14 protein-coding genes and 2 pseudogenes are annotated in these 18,663 nt (G+C 46.2%); all 16 read right to left on the bottom strand.

Going from position 1 to position 18,663, the window contains the following annotated elements; genetic code table 11:
• A pseudogene (locus ACQY26_RS04925) lies at positions 1-846 on the bottom strand (2,3-bisphosphoglycerate-independent phosphoglycerate mutase); the annotation flags it as partial.
• 15 nt (positions 847-861) lie between these two features.
• Positions 862-1,455, bottom strand: a complete 594-nt coding sequence (locus ACQY26_RS04920) for a 3'-5' exonuclease (RefSeq protein ID WP_428048026.1) — start codon at positions 1,453-1,455, stop codon at positions 862-864.
• Positions 1,449-2,150 carry a hypothetical protein gene (locus ACQY26_RS04915; RefSeq protein WP_428048025.1) on the bottom strand — a complete coding sequence of 234 codons (702 nt, stop codon included), beginning with the start codon at positions 2,148-2,150 and terminating at the stop codon, positions 1,449-1,451. Before ACQY26_RS04915 ends, ACQY26_RS04920 begins: the two co-directional genes overlap by 7 nt.
• Positions 2,147-4,210 (bottom strand): HAMP domain-containing sensor histidine kinase, encoded by a 2,064-nt coding sequence (locus ACQY26_RS04910; RefSeq protein ID WP_428048024.1) that lies wholly within the window; start codon positions 4,208-4,210, stop codon positions 2,147-2,149. The genes ACQY26_RS04915 and ACQY26_RS04910 overlap by 4 nt, the downstream gene beginning before the upstream one ends.
• Positions 4,207-4,656 (bottom strand): hypothetical protein, encoded by a 450-nt coding sequence (locus tag ACQY26_RS04905; protein ID WP_428048023.1) that lies wholly within the window; start codon positions 4,654-4,656, stop codon positions 4,207-4,209. The genes ACQY26_RS04910 and ACQY26_RS04905 overlap by 4 nt, the downstream gene beginning before the upstream one ends.
• Positions 4,657-4,664: 8 nt before the next feature.
• Positions 4,665-5,366 carry a 7-cyano-7-deazaguanine synthase QueC gene (queC, locus tag ACQY26_RS04900; protein WP_428048022.1) on the bottom strand — a complete coding sequence of 234 codons (702 nt, stop codon included), beginning with the start codon at positions 5,364-5,366 and terminating at the stop codon, positions 4,665-4,667.
• On the bottom strand, positions 5,353-5,793 hold the full coding sequence (locus ACQY26_RS04895; RefSeq protein ID WP_428048021.1) for a hypothetical protein: 441 nt from the start codon (positions 5,791-5,793) through the stop codon (positions 5,353-5,355). Before ACQY26_RS04895 ends, queC begins: the two co-directional genes overlap by 14 nt.
• Complete coding sequence (rlmN, locus tag ACQY26_RS04890; RefSeq protein WP_428048019.1) at positions 5,790-6,827, bottom strand: 23S rRNA (adenine(2503)-C(2))-methyltransferase RlmN; 1,038 nt, start codon at positions 6,825-6,827, stop codon at positions 5,790-5,792. Before rlmN ends, ACQY26_RS04895 begins: the two co-directional genes overlap by 4 nt.
• Positions 6,828-6,837: 10 nt before the next feature.
• Positions 6,838-7,332 (bottom strand): hypothetical protein, encoded by a 495-nt coding sequence (locus ACQY26_RS04885; protein ID WP_428048018.1) that lies wholly within the window; start codon positions 7,330-7,332, stop codon positions 6,838-6,840.
• Positions 7,307-8,368, bottom strand: a complete 1,062-nt coding sequence (locus ACQY26_RS04880; RefSeq protein ID WP_428048017.1) for a D-alanine--D-alanine ligase family protein — start codon at positions 8,366-8,368, stop codon at positions 7,307-7,309. The genes ACQY26_RS04885 and ACQY26_RS04880 overlap by 26 nt, the downstream gene beginning before the upstream one ends.
• Positions 8,369-8,384: 16 nt before the next feature.
• The gene (locus ACQY26_RS04875; RefSeq protein ID WP_428048015.1) at positions 8,385-13,523 is read right to left on the bottom strand and encodes a hypothetical protein; all 5,139 of its coding nucleotides are present in this window, start codon (positions 13,521-13,523) and stop codon (positions 8,385-8,387) included.
• Positions 13,524-13,620: 97 nt separating this feature from the next.
• Complete coding sequence (locus tag ACQY26_RS04870) at positions 13,621-14,835, bottom strand: bifunctional folylpolyglutamate synthase/dihydrofolate synthase (RefSeq protein WP_428048014.1); 1,215 nt, start codon at positions 14,833-14,835, stop codon at positions 13,621-13,623.
• 36 nt (positions 14,836-14,871) lie between these two features.
• Entirely contained in the window at positions 14,872-16,134 is a 1,263-nt protein-coding gene (gene murA, locus ACQY26_RS04865) for a UDP-N-acetylglucosamine 1-carboxyvinyltransferase (RefSeq protein ID WP_428048013.1), read from the bottom strand.
• Between the two features lie 15 nt (positions 16,135-16,149).
• Positions 16,150-17,007 carry a peptide chain release factor N(5)-glutamine methyltransferase gene (gene prmC, locus ACQY26_RS04860; RefSeq protein WP_428048012.1) on the bottom strand — a complete coding sequence of 286 codons (858 nt, stop codon included), beginning with the start codon at positions 17,005-17,007 and terminating at the stop codon, positions 16,150-16,152.
• A 2-nt stretch (positions 17,008-17,009) separates the two neighbouring features.
• A complete protein-coding gene (prfA, locus tag ACQY26_RS04855; RefSeq protein ID WP_428048010.1) occupies positions 17,010-18,065 on the bottom strand; it encodes a peptide chain release factor 1 in 1,056 nt (351 codons plus the stop codon).
• A 212-nt stretch (positions 18,066-18,277) separates the two neighbouring features.
• A pseudogene (rpmE, locus tag ACQY26_RS04850) lies at positions 18,278-18,484 on the bottom strand (50S ribosomal protein L31); the annotation flags it as partial.
• Between the last annotated feature and the right edge of the window lie 179 nt (positions 18,485-18,663).

The raw sequence follows: 18,663 nt of genomic DNA, 5'->3' as shown, positions 1-18,663 counted from the left end.
GTTTCTTACGCCGGTATAATCATCTTCCACAAAAGCGCGGGTAAGCTGTATGGCTCTGTCCTGGCGGAAGTTGAAGAATATTATGCCGTCGCCGTCCCGAACGCCTTTATAACCGTTGATTACGGTAGGCGGTATATATTCGTCCACCATTTCCCCGCCGTCGGGAGTTTTATCGTTCTTATAAGAACTTTCGATAGCTTCCTGCGCGGTGGCGGCATGACGGCCTTTGGCGTCGACTATCAAGTCGTAAGCTTCGGAAGTAAGCTGCCAGGTTTCATTCCTGTCCATGGCGTAGTAGCGGCCCATTACGGTAGCGACTTCGCCCGCGCCGTATTCGGCCATTTTGGCTTCCAGCATTTTAAGATAGCCCAAAGCGCTGTGAGGAGGAGTATCGCGGCCGTCGGCAAAAAAGTGGACCCATACGGTTTTTATTTTCTTTTCCGCCGCGTGTTTGATTATGGCGTAAAGATGATCTTGGTGGGCGTGCACGCCTTCGTCCTGTACAAGGCCCATTAAATGCAAAGCACCGCCGGTTTTGACGCAGTTGTCAATAACGGCTTTGAAAGCGGGCGCATTGTAAATGGAACCGTCTTCAAAAGCATCTTTAAGCCTTTTAAGTTCCTGAACCACGATTCTGCCGGCGCCCATATTAAGGTGGCCGACTTCCGAAGAACCCATATATCCGGCCGGAAGGCCGACGAGTTCGCCGGAGGCTTCAATTAAAGTGTGCGGATAATTCGCCAAATATTTATCTACATTGGGCGTATTAGCCTTGCTGACGGCGTTGTGCTCTTTTGAGTTCCTGACGCCCCAGCCGTCTCTGATTAAAAGTACGACTTTGCTCATAATTAATATCTCCTGTTAGTTAAATCCTATCACTTTTTTGGTTTGCAGGGCAAAAAGATCGCCGACGGTGCTCGCGCCCATGGCTTTGAACTTGGACACGAAATGATAAAATATTTTTTCCGTCATTATCGTATCGGCCATGGCGCGGTGCCAGCCCTCACAGGAAAAGCCAAGCTCTTCGGCTATTATACCGAGCCTGTTCCTAGAAAATTTGCCGTGGCAGCGAGCGAATTTAAGCGTATCCAAAATCACCATTTCCGGCATATTCAAACTGAGCAGTTCAAATTCCCTGCGTAAAAAAGCCGTGTCAAAATCCGCGTTATGGCAGATAAGCACATTGCCCTGCAAAAAATCAATCAAATTAAAAGCTATGTCGGCAAAAGCGGGCGCCGACGCAACCATCTCGTTTGTGATGCCGTGTATGGCCGTAACCTCCGGAGAGATTACCACCTGAGGGTTCAAAAGAGTCGCGTAACTGCCGGCGCGCTCTCCGCCCCGGCTGCCGAGCATGGCGACTTCACAGATGCGACCCCCGTGCAAAGGATCAAGCCCGGTCGTTTCCGTATCCAAACAAATAAATTTGGCTTCTTCTATTTTTTTATTTAACATATTCCGTGAAAAACACCCCTGCATAATATCGCGAAGGCGGCCGTAATAAAACAACCTGTATAAAAATAGAAACCGCCGTCTTCAAACAACTTGGTTTTAAACAAACAAATCAAAATAACGGCCGCGCACAGCACCCCGAACCACCCCGGCATAAGAATCAGCAAAAATAAAACTACTCGCAAAAGCATACTCAAAAAGCGTCGGTCAAAAAAAGCTTTTATATTAATGCGCTCATCCAGAGCGAGAGAAAGCCTCAGCAAAAAAGCCGAAAGCACATAACTGACAATAATGCAGGAATTTATTATAAACAATAAATCGGAACCGTAAATATAATGAAGAAAATCCCCGTCAAAAGGCAATACCGGCGTAATTATAAGCAGTATTGAAACCAAAATAAACTGACGCGCCAGAAAAAAGAACAGCGCGCTCCTGCGTATTTTTACCCCCCGCCCCAAAAAACCGACGGCAAAATAAGCCAAAGCGGCCACAAATGCGGCGTAAAAACCGTTAAACTGCCTGCCGGCTATCTCAAACCAAGGCAGCGTAATATAATTTAAACAACATAAACAAAGCGCAATAAAATATAATCCGGCGCGCCATACGAAATAACCTATATTTTTGGTTTTAAGAGCTTTCCTTTTTAAAACGAAGTCGGCAAGCAAATGGCCTAAAAGAAGATGCCAAAAAACAATCATTCTTTGCCCCCGTCGGGCAGAGTGAAAACCATTTCGCACCCTTCGCCCGCTTTTGAAAACGCTTCCATTTCCCCGCCGTGAGCCAAAACCGTTTGGCGGACTATGCTGAGCCCCAAGCCGTAGCCTTTTTCGCTTCTGTCGGCGCGGTGGTACTTTTCAAAAATCTTGGGCAGTTCGTCTTCCGCTATGCCGCGGCCGGTGTCTTTAACGCTGAATTTATGCTTAGGAGTTCTGCCCGGTTCCGTCAGATATTCATAAGATATTTCCACGCCGCCCTTATCGGTAAATTTTACGGCGTTTGAAAGCAAATTGGAAAAGACCCTTTCAATAAGGCCTTGGTCGGCGAATATCTCCAAAAACTGAGGCAGAAAGGATTTAACGTATAATCCTTTTTGTTCCGCCAAAGGTTTTATAGCCGCGATTACCCCGGCCAAAGAGGCGGAAACGTCAAAACGGCTTTTGTTTAAAGTAAGCAGGCCGCGTTCCAAACGCGATACGTCAAGAATATTCTCAACCAATGTACCGAGCATATTGGAAGAAGTTTCCATAGCTTCCAGCATTTTGGCGCGTTTGGCTTCGTCCAAGCTGCCTTCTTTGAGTATCATAATATAGGCTTGAAGGCCCATAATTGGCGCGCGCAAATCATGCGCGACCGCGTTGAAAATATCATTCTTCATTGAGCGGATTTCATGTTCTGCCGTAATATCGCGGAAAATTATTATTGAAACGGCTTCTTGATTGGCGGGACGGAAAAGTTCGTTTACGATTTCAAAATAGCGTTTTTTCTCTTCGCTCTCATAGGAAAACACCGTTCCGCTCTTAATGCCGGCAAGTTCTTTTATGCTCGGGCGCGGCATTGAACCGTAAAGAGTGCATTCCAAATCCCCACAAAGCGCGTCACTTTCAAGAATCTTATTGGCAGTAGCATTGGCGAACAAAAGCCGCCCTTCGGCAGTGGCCATAATAAGGCCGTCGCGCATGAGCCCGGCCAGCATATCTATTTTCTTTTTCTCGTCCAGCAGTTTATCAAGCTGGACCGCTTGGTAAACGCTTAGGCGGGAAGCCATTTCGTTAAAGGTTTTTATAAGGATTTCAAATTCCCCCCACGCTTCGGAAGAATCTATCGAAACGTCGAAATCGCCGGAGGAGATTTTCTCCGCGCCTTTTTTTAATTTCTCCACCGGTTCGCTGATTTCCTTGGAGAAAATATAAGCCGCAAAATAAGACAAAGTGGTTGTAACCAAAATGAAAAACGCTATCATCCAGCTGGTAAGCGTTATCGTATAAAAAGCCTCTTTGCCGTACTGCAAAGCTATTACGTATACGCCCGGCAAAACGGTAGCCGCGTAAGCGCCGACGAAGACATCGCCTTCCGGCGTTTTTACCTCTTTTATAAGGCCGTTGTTTTTAAGCAAAGCAGACGAAAGCTGCGCGGCGGAAACGGGCGGAGCGGGCAGCATATTAAAATCCGAAAAGCCTTCAGCCGAAGCCAGATAAAGCCCGCCGGTAACGCCCAGCCTTTGCATACCGACCGAGTACCAAACGCGGCTTAAATCCAAAACGGCAAAAAGATATTCCCCGTTTTCAAGCGGATAAATAACCCGCACATAAGGAGCGGAAAGGGAATAATCAACATAATTTACCGAAACTTCGCCCAGAGTTAAAGAAGAAAAGACCCCCTCGGAAGAAATGTCAACCGGCGGCAAATTTTTCTCGATTTCGCCGCCTCTGCTCCTTGAAAGTTCTTTGCCGTCTTTACCCAAAAGCGCGGCGAAGACGATATCCGGATTGGCTTTAACGCCGTCTTGAAGCAGACCGGCAAAAACCTTTTCGTCAACGTGATACAAATGAGCGGACGCCCCCAAAAAATCAAGACGGGCGACGGAATCTTCCACATTCTGCTTGATATACGCCGAAGAAATATCGGCGAGGTTAAAATAATTTTCAAGAATGGCCTGTTTGCCGCTGTTTTGATAGTAAAACAAAAATATCCCCGTTACGAATAATGGGGTTATTATCACTACTATAAACAGTTTAAACAGTCTTGAAAATAAAGTCATTTCTTTTTTGCTTTGTTTTTTACTTTATCAAAAACTTTTTTGGTTTCGGATTCGTTTTTTATTTTTTCCACGGATTCTTCGCTGACAAGGTAAGCCACTCTGTTTTTTACGGTTTGTTTTTTGTTCTTCTCGCGCTGTTCAAGCTTCTGCTTTAAAAGCTTTATTTGTTCTTCCTGACGTTTTATACGCTGTTTTTGTTTTTCTATTAATTCCTCTTCCCGCGCGAGTTCCTTTTTTTCTATATCCTTTTTGACAGCGGGTTTTGAAGCTGCGGGAGCGGCGGAGTATTTAAGAATTAAAGCTTTTACGTCGTCTTCTTCGTCCAAGACGTTCGCTTCGGCCTTTTTTAAAGAATATTTGGCCGCCGCATCAGACAGCGCTTCTTTTTGCGCGAAAGCAAAAATACCGCACCCAAAAAATAAAAGGCTAAGTATAAAATATCTCATAAAAACCTCTATTCGTCCTTAAGGCCGGCGGCTTTAAAACCTTCCGCGCGAAGCTTGCAGGCGTCACATTTGCCGCAGGGCTTTTTGCCGCCGCGGTAGCAGCTCCACGTCATTGAAAAGGGCACATTAAGCTTTTTGCCGAGTTTGGCTATCTGAGCTTTGCTGAGTTTTAAAAGCGGAGTAATGATTTTAATGCTTCCGCCTTGAGAGCCCTTTCTGGTGCCTTCTTTAACGGCTTTTGCCAAAGGTTCGTAAAATTCCGGGCGGCAGTCTGGGTAGCCGGAATAATCTATGGCGTTGGGGCCGGCGATTATAGCATCGGCGTTTATTGAATCTGCCAAGCTGGCCGCAACCGCCACAAAAACCAAATTGCGCGCCGGAACATAAGTGGAAGGTATCCTTTTGGTGTTTTTTATCACTTCCAAAGATTCATCAGGGATCGCCGCTTTGCCGACTAAAGAAGTAGCCGCGGCAAGCCAGGGCAAATTTAATTTTATTTCCGTAAGTTCCACGCCCAATTTTTTGCAAATCGCTCTGGCGCTTAAAGCTTCGCGGCTGTGCTTCTGCCCGTACTTTATGTTAAGAGCATGGCATTTATAGCCTTTGTCCAAAGCCCAGTAAAGGCAGGTTGTGCTGTCCAATCCGCCGGAAAACAAAACCACGGCTGTTTTTTGTTTGGACGATCCGGCCTTTTTTTTAGTTACGGGCATTTCTCAACCTCTCAATTTCGGCATATTCTTCTATTTTTACTTTGTCTTCTTCCGTAACTTCTCTTGCGTATTTTACAAAGTAGGCCGCAAGAGTTATCGGGTGGCCGTCTTCGGCGGCGGCGTCATCATAAAACTGATTTAAAATTATAGCATTGGCGCCTTTGGCCGCGGCGGCTTTTTTTATTTTTAAGATTTCCGCTTTTAAAACGACGTCGTCATCCGGCAGAGCTTTTATTCTGTACATGCCTATCGGAGCCCAAGGCTCTTTAATATCCTTAAGATAAGTGAAGACCGGCATTTTTGAAGCGTCCGAAATTTGCACGGAAAGCCCGTCCGGGCCCATCGGAATATAATCCGTATTCGTTATAACGCTGGCGCAGGCGCATAAAACGCAAAGCGCGGAAACGGTTAAAATCATTTTTTTCATTTTTTGTTTTTCTCCTTCGCCGCCAATTGTCCGCAGGCGGCGGAAATATCTGAGCCGAGGCTCTTTCTTATACTTACGTTTATGTTCATGGCTTTAAGCGCGGAAGCAAATTTCTTGACCGTGCTTTCATCAGTTGCCACGGCCTTGCCGACGGCCGGGTTGCACGCTATCAAATTTACGTGCAAAAGGTAATTATCCTTAATGGAATTTATCCATTTGCCGAGCTTCCTTACATGCGCCGGGGAATTATTTTCCCCCTCGATAACGGTATATTCTATAAAAACTTCCCTTCCGGTACGCGCGATATACTCTTCCAGTTTTTCTTTTACGGTTTCAAGATTGTATTTGCGGTTTACCGGCATAAGGCGGGTTCTTTCTTCGTCGTCGGCGTTATGCAGGGAAAGCGCCAAGTTGACTTGGGGCAGATCCTGAGCGAGATTAAAAAATTTATCCGCTATGCCGGAAGTGGAAACGGAAATGTGACGCTGACCGATATTCAAATAATCGGCGCAGGATAAAGTTTCTATGGCTTTTACCACATTTACATAATTTAACAAGGGTTCGCCCATACCCATAAAAACTATATTGGAAACTCTTTCGCCCAAATTGTGCTTTCTTAGGAATTGATACCAAAATAAGACTTGGTCGGAAATTTCTTCGTCGGTTAAATGGCGTTTAAACCCCATTTTGCCTGTGGCGCAGAAAGCGCAGCCCAAAGGACACCCCGCCTGGGAAGAAACGCAGACGCTCCACGTTTTGCCGGGCTTCATAAGCACGGTTTCTATGCGGTTTCCGTCGTTAAGCCTAAGCAAAGCTTTAAAAACCAAATCCAGCTTGGAACTTTGTACCGTTATGACGTCAAAAGAAAGAATTTTAAAATTCTTTTTAAGTTTTTCCCTTAAGTCGGCCGGCAAATTGACGGCTTCCTCCCAAGAGCTCACTCCTTTATGGTACACGGCCTCGCGCACCTGAGCGATTCTGTAAAGGGGTAAATCGTTTTCTTTTATAAATTTTTTTATATTATCAAATATCATAGTCAACCTTTTAAATTTGCTCCGCCGCGGCTTCGTTTTTTTGTTTTTTCTTTCTTGAAGGCAAAGGCGCGGTAAGAACGTAAATAAGATAGGTTTTAAGCAGTTCAAAGCTGAACATGGCCGAAATTAAAACCATATTTATAAAGTAAATCCAGCCGTAATCCAAAGAGGATAAACTTCCGCCGAAAATCATTTTGACGACATTTGCCAAAGGCAGGACCGTGAAATCTTCGTAAACGTAAAAACAAAAAAACGCCTGCAAAGCCGATACGACCCACGCGTTGCGCTCCCTGAGCAAAATAAGAATTATCTGCGCAAAATATATTACGGACATGGCGACAAACACTTTAGTCGCCACCGTGGAATAATCAAAACCGTGATAGGCAAGCGCAAGCAAATTCCTTAAAAGCCCGGCCAAGCAAAAGAACAATATAAGGTATAAAACGGGATCTATAGCGCTTAAGTAAGCGACCGCTTTTTTACCTTTCGATACTATAAGATTCATTTTCCCTTTTCCTGTCAAAAGCAGATTTTATAAGAGAATCAAGTATGTCTTCATACTTTTTGCCGCTTGCCTGCCAAAGCTGAGGGAACAAGCTTGTGGCCGACATTCCGGGAAGAGTGTTAATCTCCGAGAAATAAAACTTTCCGTCTGAGCCCAAAAGGAAGTCCATTCTCGCCAAACCGCAGCCGCGTAAAACTTTAAACACCAAAGCCGAAGCCTTGCGCATTTCGTCCTGCGTTTCCTGCGGGATATCGGCGGGGATTTTCATATCGCATCCGTGAGGATCTTCATACTTGGCTTTATAATCAAAAAAAGCGCTGTTTACGGCTTTAAGCTCCCCGCAAAGAGAGGTGTGTATGTTCTTGCCAGAGCCTACGACCGCGCAGAAAACTTCCCGTGCTTTGTCTACGCCTTTTTCTATCAAAATACTGCCTTGATATTTAAAGGCTTTATCTATGGCGGGTTTAAGATCTTCGGGAGCGTCGACGCGCGTAACGCCAACGGAAGAACCGAGGCTGACCGGCTTCACGAACACCGGGTAGCCAAGCCCACCCACCGCCGCCTGCAAATACGGCAAATCGTAATTGTCATCCTTTTCCAGTTTGATATACGGAGCGATTTTAACGCCGTAAAAAGAGGCCAAAAGTTTGCAGAGTTCTTTATCCATGCCGAGCGCGCTTGTCAGAACGCCGCAGCCTACGTAAGGAACGCCTAAAATTTCAAACAGCCCCTGCATCGTGCCGTCTTCGCCCATGGCCCCGTGCAATACCGGGAAGAATACATCAGCTTTATAAGTTTGCCCGTCAAGAGCGTAAAGATTATAATCCTTGCAAATTACCGGGGAGACTTCCCTGTCCGCGGGCTGAAGAGGACCGCATTTTTCCTGCACAAACCATTTGCCTTCGCGCGAAATAAAAATTTTTATGATTTTGTATTTTTGCTCAAGAATGTCGCAAACATAGGCGGCGGAGTGGACGGAAACTTCATGTTCCGTGCTTTTGCCGCCGTAGATTATGCCTATGGTTATGTCTTTCATATTAAAACTCCGAATTTTACTCTTTAAAGAGCGACCATTTTATTCTGTAAAAAACGCTTTTGGTCTTTTTAAGGAAATCCGAATAAGCCTCGCTGCCTCTGTACGTGGGCGGAAGACGTCCGACCGGCTTTCTTGAAACGCCGCCGTGCGCTTTGACGGAGTGATCTGTAACTTCCATTTCGTCATAAGCTTTTAAGCCGTCCTGCACTTTCGCCAAAGGATTTGTCGACTGTTTTATAGTAGTGGCTTTTACCGCTTCTATATCCGGGTTGGTGGCCGTAGCCATGGTGTCGACGTCTTCTTCCTTAAAGCTGACGTCGCCGTCGCCGAAAATCATACTTAAATCCATTTCGTTGCCGTCGACTTCCACCTCTTCCAAGTTTTGCATGGGCTCGGCGAAAGCCGCTATCGCGTCGGCCGAAGAATCGTAATGGGTGGAAGTTTTCTCCGCCGGTAAGGCCGTTGCCGTTTTAGCGGCGGCGGGGACGGTTTCCGTCTTAGGAGATATCGTTTTGGCGGCTTCCGCAACAGGCGACTGAGGCTTTGCCGGCTGCGGCGCGGCGGGAGCCTGAGGCGGCATTGTTTTCCGCCTTTCCATAGCGGCTTTTGCGGCCGCGCGGGCCTGATCCGTCCTTATTTTGTTTAAAGTGATTTCCGTTTTGGCCGCGTCCTCTTTGGCCAAGTTTAAAGAAGTGGCAAGATTTTTGTTTTCTTCTTCAACTTCGTCCAGTTTGCTGGCCAAGGCGCGCTCCCTTTTGCTTGTAACTTCCGCCGCTTGTTTAAGTTCGCGGTTTTCAGCCGTAAGGACTACGATCTCTTTTTTAAGTTTTTCGATAACCGCGTCATTATCGCTGATTTTGGCTTTAAGGCTGTTTAAAGCTTCGGCGGTTTCTTTCTCCTTGGCGGTAAGGCGTTCTATTTCCTTAAGAGCGCCGTCAAGCTGCTGTTTGAGAGCGGCTTTTTCCTTAGTGATTTTAGCTATCTGCGCGCTTAAAGCCGCTGCTTTGGCTTTGGCTAAAGTGGAAGCGGAAGCTTCTTTCTTCTTATAAGAAGCCAGTTCGTTTTCCAAACTTTGGGCTTTTTGCGAAAGCACGTCATAACTGTTTTGAAGTTTAAGTTTTTCTTCCTCTGCGGATTTAAGACGGCTGTTGTCGGTTTTGAGTTCTTCAAGCTCTTTAACCTGTTTCGCGCATAAAGCGGAAGCGTCTTTTAGTTCCGTTTCAAGTTTTTCAACTTTTTCTTCATACTCTTTGCGGACGGACACTATGCCGTTTTCAAAATCCAAAGAGCTGAATTTGCTTTCCGCCTGGGAAAGCTGCTGCCTTAAAAGTAAAATTTCCTTTGCCTGATCGGCAGATTTGCGCAGAGCCTCCAGCTTTTCGCCCTGGGCTTTTTTAACTTCGGCGTCCAAAGCGGCGTTTACGGATTTAAGCTGAGAAGTGTGCTCCTGCAGCTGCTCCACCGCGGAATGTTCCTGTTTTACCTGCTCTTCGCTCTTGGCCAAAGCGGCTGTAAGTTTTTGTATTTCTTCTTCTTTTAAGGCAAGATCTTCTTTGGCTTTGGCGTTCTCTTTGCGGAGAGTTATAATTTCATTCTCCAAGCGGGCGACGGTTTCCCGGCTTTCGGAAAACTGCGCCTTAAGCTGATCAACCAAAACGGTATCCTGCAAAAAGCGGCTCTCGGCTTTGGCAAGCTGGGATTTAAGAATAATAATCTCATCGGTTTGTTCAACTATTTTACCGGCTTTTAAATCCAAGTCCGACACTTTTGAAGATAAACTGTTCTTTTCCTGTTCAAGGCCGGCTATTTGACGTTTAAGCTCTTCCACGGTTTGGGTTTCCGTCGAAAGCCTTTCCTGTGCGGCTTTGAGTTTCTCTTCATAATCGGCGGCGGCTTTGCCGTGGGTTTCTTTTAACGCGGCGACTTCATCTTCGTAACGCTGCTGGAAATCCGCCAAGGCTTTTGTTTTTTCTTCAAGCTGTTTTAAAATATCATATTTTTCGCCGTTGGCTTTTTTGAGTTCCTCGTCTATCGCGGCCTTTTGGCTGGCGGCGGCGGAAGCTTCGCCCTTAAGCATATTGATGATATTTTCATTCTCGCGGACTATCGTTTCCGCCCTTAAAAGCGCGGAAGTGATATCGGCTATTTTACTTTCCGAAGCGGAATTTAAAGCTTTGGCCGATTCTATTTCGCCGATATATTTGGCGTTTTCGGCTTTGACGTTTTCAAATAAAGCGGATATGTCGGCGTTGGCGCGTTTCTGTTCTTCAAGCTGGGCTTTAAGATGTTCTATTTCGCCCGTCATATCGGCGGCGCGTCTTTCGCTTGCGGCGGCGGAACTTCTTAAAGTTTCTATTTCCCCGTTAAGTTTAACCGCGGCGGCGTCCCTTTCGGAAATATCGTTTCTAAGGCCTTCAATTTCAGCATTGAGGCGGGCGGCTTCTTCGTTTTTGGAAGAAATTTCAGCGCGCAAAGCGTCCATTTCCGCCGACAGGTTTTGCTTTTCCTCGTTTCTGGCGGAAATATCGCGCATTAAATTTTCTATGCTTTTGCCGAGGCGTAATTTTTCCTCGTTGCCGGCGTTAATACCGGCTTGCAAGGAAGAAATTTCCTCGCCCAGGCGGCGGCTTTCTTCGTCTTTGCCGGTTAAAGCCGCTTTTAAGGAATCGATTTCGGCGGAAAGGCGGTCTTTTTCCCCGCGCAGAGCGGAAGCTTCTCCGCTTAAAGCGGAAACCGTGCCGGCGTGTTCCTTTTTTAAATTCTGTATTTCTATGGAAAGATTGGTTACCGCCGCGGCTTGTTCGGTTTCAAGCGCTTTAATGCGGGATTGATATTCCGAAAGTTCTTTGGAAAAAGTTTCTTCCTTGCCTTTCAGTTCAAGCTCAAAAGAGGATTTTTCCTTTAAAATTTCTTCTTTTTGGGATTCAAGTTCCGCTATTTTCGCCAAATATTCGGCATTAGCTTTTTTGGCGGCTTCTTCCCCGGTTAAAAGCGCGTTTATGCGGGCTTCATAATCGGCCCCGGCTTGTTTATAGCCTTCCTCACGGGCGATAAATTCCCCGATTTGGGCTTCATAACCGGCTTTTTCCCGTTTAAGGCCTTCTTCGCGGGCGGAGATTTCCGTAATCTGGCTCTGATATCCGGCGTTTTCCCGCCTTAAAGCTTCTTCCTGCGCTTTAAGTTCGTTATAAGCGGCCAAATCGCGCTCGTGGCGGGCGTTCATTTTATCCAGTTCGGCTTTTAAAGAAGATTCCAAAGCGGCGTGTTCGGATTTTAAAGATTCAATGTCTTTGATGTATTTTTCATTCGCGGCTAAGGCTTCGTCTTTCTCAGACAAGATTTTGCGGATTTCTTCGTTGAGGGCGGCCTTTTCGGATTCAAGTGCGGAAAGGCTCTGCTTTAAAGCCTGATATTGGCTTTGCTCTCTGGAAAGCTTCTCGGAAGCGGAAGTCAGTTCCGCGCGTAAAGCTTCGATTTCCTGCAAGTGGCCCTCTTTAATAAATTCGATTTCGCGGTACAAATCGGTGGATTTGCCTTCAAGGCCGCGTTTTTGCTCGTCAAGATTTTTTACGTCATTTCTTAACGATTCTATTTGAAGTTTTAAAGTGTTTACGAATGTTTCTTCCTGACGGTATTTGTCTTCCGCGCGGCGCAGCTCAAGCGTGATGCTTTGGGCTTCCTGCGCTTTTTGATTTTTCAGGAGTTCGATTTCGCGCATCTGCTCGTTTTTAAGTGATGCGATTTCCCGCTCGTGCTGGGCGCGGGCGGCTTCAAGCTGTTTAAGGTTTTCCTCCGTCCTTAAAGAAAGGGCGGCGTTTTCCCCGTGCATTTGCTGGAGTTTGGTTTCCAGAGATAAAATCTTTTCCCTAAGGCCGCCGGCTTCGTTCGCGCTTAAGTTTAAAAGCTCCTGCGATTGGGCGATATTCCTTTTCAGCTTTTCTATCTCAACGCTTTGAGCGGAAACTTCCCTTTTGGCGGCTTCGCGTTCGGCGCGGGTGGAATAGACCTCTTTATCCAAAGAGGCTTTTGCGGCTTCCAAACCGGAAAGCTGTTCCCTCAGGAAAGAATTTTGTATTTCTTCCTGTTTAAATTTTTCTTCCGTCTTGCTTAAAGCCAAGCGCAGGGACATAATTTCTTTGGCCTGCTCGGAAGACTTCCTGATGGAAGAAAGTTTTTCTTCCCGGACTTTGCGGATTTCTTCGTCGAGGGCGACCTTTTCCTGATTTAAAATGGAAAGATGTTGTTCCATGCGGGAAAGCTTAAAATCGCCGTGGCGGGCTTTTTCTTCCACTTTGTTCAGCTGAACGCGCAGGGAAAGCAGTTCCTTGGTTTGTTCGGCCGATTTCCTTAAAGATTCAAGTTTTTCGTTTTTGGCTCTTTTGACTTCGCTGTTCAAAGCCAAATTTATGGATTTGAGGCGGTTCGTCTTTTCCCGAAGGCGGTTGATTAAAGTTTGATCCTGGTTGATTAGATTTTCTTCATACTGCAAACGGGCGTTGACGATATTGTCTATACTGCCCCTTAAGACGGAAATATCGTTTAAGACGCTTGTCCTGTTTGAGTTTGAAATCGCCTTAAGACTGCCTTTAAGCGTTTCAATCGTGGCGGACATGTTTTTGTAAAACTCGTCATTGCCTTTAAAACTTTGTTTTTCTTCGGAGTCGATGTCTTCAATCTCCCTCTGAAGACTGCTGAAATAGGATTTTTCTTTGTTTACGTCTACAAAGCTGGATTCAAGCTCCGATATTTTCTGTTCCAAATGCCTGAGGCTCTGCCCGCCTTCAAAAGAGGAATCGGCGTAAGAGGCGCGGGCGTAATCATCCCGATAAGAGGGAATTTCATCCGCGTCGGCGTTATAACGATAAGAGGATGTTTCATCCTTAAAAGAGGGTTCTTCCGGCAGGCGCGGAGCGGAAGAAACATATTCTTCCTTAGCGGGAGCCGGATTAGAAGGCTGCTTCGGCTCTTCCGCGCGGGCTTCGGCGGAAGCTATGCCGTTTTCCTTCACAAAAGAATCTATATCAAAAGTATCGGCAAAAGGGAATGCTTCTTCTTTGCCCGCAGAGGCGGAAAGTGCATCCGCGCCGTCGTCATTCTGGAGAGATTGCAAAAATTCGTTGAAATCTTGGTTGTTCTTATCGTTATCTAAAGACATATTTCCTCTTAAATGTTATATATTATATATAATACGCCATATAAAATTTAAGCAGAAATAAGCCCTAGTGTCAAGAAATTGTTACACGGGGCGCAGGTCAATCTCGCCCGGCGTTTAAAGCCGCGGCCAAATAAAAGCTCCCAGCGGCAAGAATACAGCCGCCGCAGTCATTGGGATTAAAAGCGGAAATATCCCTTAAAACCGATATTTTTACATTTTTCTTAAAGCAGTTTAAAAGAAGTCCCGGCGCAATATTGCGTTCTTTATCCGGGCAGGCCAAAATTATATTTTTAAAATTGCTTTCGGCAAGAGCGCAAAGCGTTTTATAGTCATGCCCTTTTGAAGCCGCCAGTACAAGGGTATCCCCCGGGCCGCAGAAAGGGCTTCGTTTGTAAGTTTTTATAAGCTCCTTAAACGCCGCGGGATTATGCGCGCCGTCTTTTATAAAATATTTTCCGTTTTTAAGTTTAGCAACCTCAAAGCGGCATGGCATAGTAAAACAGGCGCAAACTTTCTGACATGTTTTTATATCAATCCCCAAAATGAGCGCGGCTTTCACAGCCAAAGCAGCATTTTGGTTTTGCGCCGCACCCATAAGATTGGTAAGGAAAGAGCAGTCCTCAAAATCAAAACGGCTTTTTAAATTATAAAAATCCTGAGTCAAATTTTTTATTTTTTCAACTTTAACGCATACTGACTTTAAACGTTCGGCAGTACTTGCCGCAATTTTATAGGCTTCAGTCGGAAGAATACCGCATAAAACAGGCACACCCGGCTTTATGATACCGCTTTTTTGCACGGCGATTTCTTCCACGCTTGCGCCCAGCATGGAGCAATGATCCAAAGCTGCGGAAGTTATTACGGAAAGCTCCGGCGTAATGATATTGGTGCTGTCCAAAAGCCCGCCGATACCGCATTCAAATACGGCGAAATCAACTTTTTTTTCGGTAAAATAACAGATTGCGGCCAAGGTAAGGACTTCAAAAAAATTAAGTTCGGCGGTTTGATTTTCCCGTACGGAGGCGACGGCTTTTACAAAAGAAGTTTTATCTATATCCGCACCGTCCGTTTTAATGCGTTCCAAAGGGCTTTTAAGATGAGGAGAAGTAAAAAGGCCGGTTTTAAAGCCGGACTTGCAAAGTATATCCGCCAAAAGCCCCGCAACGGTGCCTTTGCCGTTTGTACCGGCGATATGGACGGCCTTAAACTTAAGAGGAAGAAGCTTCATTTTTAAGGCGGTATTTTTGACTTCTTGCAGGCTGCTCTTGCCCCTTGCGGAGAAAAGCGAGTTTAAACAATCTTCGAAAGTCATAAAATCCGCCTTAAAATATAGGTCGAAAAGTAAAGTTTACTTAACCGGGTTGACCCTCTTTATTTTTGCTCCGAGCTGAGTCAAGTTCTCTTCCAGTCTTTCATAGCCGCGGTCGATGTGGTAAATACGCTCGACTTCGCTTACGCCCTTTGCGCACAAACCGGCCAAAACCAAAGCCGCGCCGCCGCGTAAATCGGAAGACATCACCACCGCCGGACTGAAGTTCTTTACGCCGGTAATTTTGGCGGTATTGCGTTCAATCATAATATTTGCGCCCATTCTGACAAGTTCCGGCGCGTGCATAAAGCGGTTTTCAAAAATGTCTTCGCTTATTTCGCTTTGCCCGGAACAGAGGCACATCAAAGCCATGAAAGGGGCCTGCAAATCGGTGGCAAATCCCGGGAAAGGAGCGGTTTTTATATTTACGGGTTTTATCTTTTTGCATTTTGGTTTTATGCGTATAAAATCAGCGCCCGTTTGGATATCAAAACCGGCCTCTTTAAGATAATCAAGCAGGATTTCATTATCCTCCGGCTGGCAGTCTTTGACGGTTACGTCGCCGCGGGTAATCGCGCCGGCAATTATATACGTGCCGGTTTGGATTCTGTCCGGGGATACCGTATGCTCCATAGCCCCGAGCTCGCTTTTGCCTTCTATTATCAGGCGGCCTTTTGCGTCTTCCGTAATGTCGGCCCCCATGGATTTAAGAGCTTTTATAAAATCTGAAACTTCCGGCTCGCGCGCAACGTTTTCCAAAACGGTTTTGCCTTTTATTAAGCAAGCGCACATAAGCAGATTCTGCGTGGCTCCCACGCTGGGGAAACTTAAAATTATCTTGGCCGGGTTTAACTTCCTGGTTTTAAGTATTACGTTGCCGTTTTGAACAAGTGCTTTCGCGCCCAATTTCTCAAAACCTTTCAAATGGATATCCACCGGCCTTACGCCTATCGCGCAGCCGCCCGGCAAAGGTATTACGGCTTTTTTAAACCTGGCCAAAAGCGGCCCGGCCACCCAAAAACTGGCCCGCATCTGTTTGACCAAATCGTAAGGCACTTCCGTCTTAAGTTTGCGCCCGGCTTTAACCGTTAAAGTGCCGGCGTCGTATTCCACTTTTTTGCCGAGTTCCTGCAAAATTTTTATGGTAGTCCTGATGTCGCGCAAATCCGGCACGCGGTTGATTATGCAGGTTTCATCGGTAAGCAATGTAGCCATAAGTATAGGCAAAGCCGCGTTTTTGCTCCCGCCGATTTCCACCGTTCCCTTCAGTTTGCGTCCGCCGTGAATTATAAATTTATCCATGTCAGTTCCTTAAAGTCAGTTTTCGGGCGCGGACTTTTTCCGCGCGAATATAAATCTTTCTATACCGGCAAAATCTTTGCGGCTGAAAGGCTCTTGCCATTCTTCCGCGTTAAAGAATTTTAACACTTTTTCGCTTTGAGCGCATCCTATCTCCAAAGCCAGAAGCCCGCCGGGCTTTAAATAAGCGGGTGCGGATGATATTATTTTCCTTATAACGTCAAGGCCGTCCGGGCCGCCGTCAAGAGCCAAACGCGGCTCATTGCGGACCTCGGGCGAAAGAGTGGCAATTACGTCCGTGGGAATATAGGGAGGATTGGAAATTATAAAATCAAATTCCCCCGATATATTTTCAAAAACATCGCTTTGAATAAAATTGACTTTCTTGCCCAAATTCATATTTTCCGCATTTTTGCGGGCCACCTGCAAAGCCTCGGGCGAAATATCCGCCCCGATAATTTCCGCCGAAGGAAAAGTAAAAGCCAAGCTTATGGCTATGCACCCGGAACCGCTGCAAAGATCAAGTATTCTTGACGGACGTTTAAGCGGAAGATTTTTTATTGTTTCTTCCACCAGCTCTTCCGTTTCGGGACGGGGAATAAGCACCGTCGGGCCAACGCTGAAAAGCCGGCCCATAAATTCCGCCTCGCCGATAATATGGGCAAGAGGTTTGCCGGAAAGTTTTTCTTCAACTATTTTGTTGAAGAGTTTTTCTTCCTTTTCGTACACGACGTTTTGCCCGAAAGCCCTTATATAAGTGCGGCTTTTGTTGAAAGCGAAAGCGGCGATAAGCTCGGCATGGGCCAAGGCTTCGTCCACCCCTTTTGCGTCAAAACGCGCTTTCGCGCCGTCGACAAGCTGCTTAATGGTTATCATACTTATACTGCCATAGCCTTAAGCTTTTCTTCGGTGCGGAGCTTCCTTAAATTTTCAAGGATTTCGTCGATGCTGCCTTCCATAATTTCGGTAAGATTATGGAAGTTTTCGTTAAGGCGGTGATCGGTTACGCGGCTCTGCGGGAAGTTGTAAGTCCTTATTTTTTCGGAGCGGTCCCCGGTGCCGACCTGCGCCTTTCTGGCGTCGTAAATTTCTTTATTGCGCTTTTCTTCCTCTATCTGATAGAGTTTTGCCCTTAACATGCGCATGGCCTTTTCCCTGTTGGCGCCCTGGTGGCGTTCTTCACGGCAGCTTACAACTATGCCGGTGGGTTTATGGATAAGCCTTACGGCCGTTTCCACCTTGTTGACGTTTTGGCCGCCCGCGCCGCCAGCGCGGCAGGTTTCCATCTCTATATCGGCCGGATTGATTTGTATATCTATATCTTCCGCTTCCGGCATAATGGCCACCGTTACCGTGGAAGTGTGCACGCGGCCGGAAGTTTCCGTATCGGGTACGCGCTGGACGCGGTGGGTGCCGGCTTCGTCTCTGAGCCAGGAATAAGCCCCTTCGCCTTTAATAAACATACTTGCGTACTTGCACCCCTTAAGGCCGGTGGGAGTATATTCCAAAAGTTCGGTTTTCCAATTTCTGTTTTGGGCGAAATGCTGGTATACTCTTAAAAGTTCAGCGGCGAAAATCGCGCTCTCGTCGCCGCCCGCGCCGGGGCGTATTTCAAGGTAAATGTTTTTGGAATCGTTGGGATCGGGCGGAATAATCAAAACGCGGAGCTCTTTTAAAAGCTCGTCGGGCTTGCCTTCCAGTTCGGCAAGTTCTTCCGCGGCCAAAGCGGCCATTTCCTTATCGGCAGATTCAATCATTTCCCTGTCGGCTTGTATGGCTTCCTGCACTTTTGCGAGCTCCTGCGCCTTTTCTATTATGGGGCGCAAAAAAGCGTGGCGTTTCGTTTTTTCCTTAAAGACTTCCGGCGTTATATTGCCGGCGGCCAATTCGGCTTCTATTTGTTCAAATTCTTCTTTAAATTTAGATATATCCATAATTTACCTTTCCCTACTATAAATAAGCAGCCCCACATTTTCAGAGGGGCTGCTTAAATGGTTTTAAAAAGCTATTTCGCTTCTTTCTTTTCAGCTTTTTTATCGGCTTTTACGGTTTTCTTCGCAACTTTTACAGGGGCCGTGGATAAAGCAATCTTTTTAACGGTGCCTTTTTTGGCTTTGACTTCCGTTTTAGGCTTTCTTACGACCATTTTGCCCTGCGTGGATGCAAATTTCTTGTTGAATTTTTCTACGCGGCCTTCCGTATCAAGCATTTTTTGTTTGCCGGTAAAGAACGGATGGCAGGCGGAGCAGATATCAAGCTTTACGGCTTTCATCGTGGAGCGGGTTTTAAATTTGGCGCCGCAGGCGCAAACCACTTCGACGACTTCGTATTTAGGATGGATATTTTCTTTCATTTCAAATTACCTCAAAAAATTAATTCTCTTATATTATACTATAAAAAGCGGCAATATTCATAATTTAATATTGCCGCCGTCCTGCGCTCAAACCGGCTTTAAAAGCTGCTTACTTCCATCTGCTTCAAAAAGTCCTTGTTGGACTTGGTGGCAGAAAGCTTTTCCAAAAGCAAAGTCAT

This window comes from Candidatus Proelusimicrobium excrementi, assembly GCF_937881865.1.
In the GTDB taxonomy this organism is placed as follows: Bacteria; Elusimicrobiota; Elusimicrobia; order Elusimicrobiales; family Elusimicrobiaceae; genus Proelusimicrobium; species Proelusimicrobium excrementi.
The sequence above is the reverse complement of the archived record's forward strand: the minus strand, read 5'-3'. Positions and strand labels throughout refer to the sequence as shown.